This window comes from Erythrobacter sp. SN021 (assembly GCF_021864455.1).
Genome location: NZ_JAKKUW010000120.1, coordinates 1 through 377, shown reverse-complemented (window position 1 = coordinate 377; position 377 = coordinate 1). Strand labels below are relative to the sequence as shown.

Here is a 377-nt window from a genome sequence, read left to right as displayed (position 1 = left end):
GGGCGAGAAGAAAAAACTCTCAACAGAAAGGATACTCCGATGGATGAATCGATTCGGGAGCTCACCACGAAACAGGCCGTCGAATTCCTCAACCACACGGTCGCCAAGCACACGCTTGAGAACCTGCATGTATACAGCCTGAATCAGCAGGACATGAAACTGGCCGAGTTCGCCACCAAGGCTTCCAACTGGGCCAAGAAGGCTGGCAACAATGTCTCTGCGGTGAATCCTGCAGCGACGGCGAAGGCCTCCGGTAGCCAATACGTCGCTACTTTTGCGAACCTCCCGCTTGGCTACTACGTGGTGAGCCCGGAAGCCGGTTCCACTTCCAACAAGCGCCACACGGATGCGATGCTTGTCAACGTCACCGCCACGAC

Annotated in this window: 1 protein-coding gene; it reads left to right on the top strand. The window is 56.2% G+C overall.

Annotated elements, in window-relative coordinates:
* Positions 1-39: 39 nt before the first annotated feature.
* Positions 40-377 (top strand): hypothetical protein (locus L5849_RS15210; protein ID WP_236926228.1); only part of this gene is annotated, 338 nt, incomplete at its 3' end.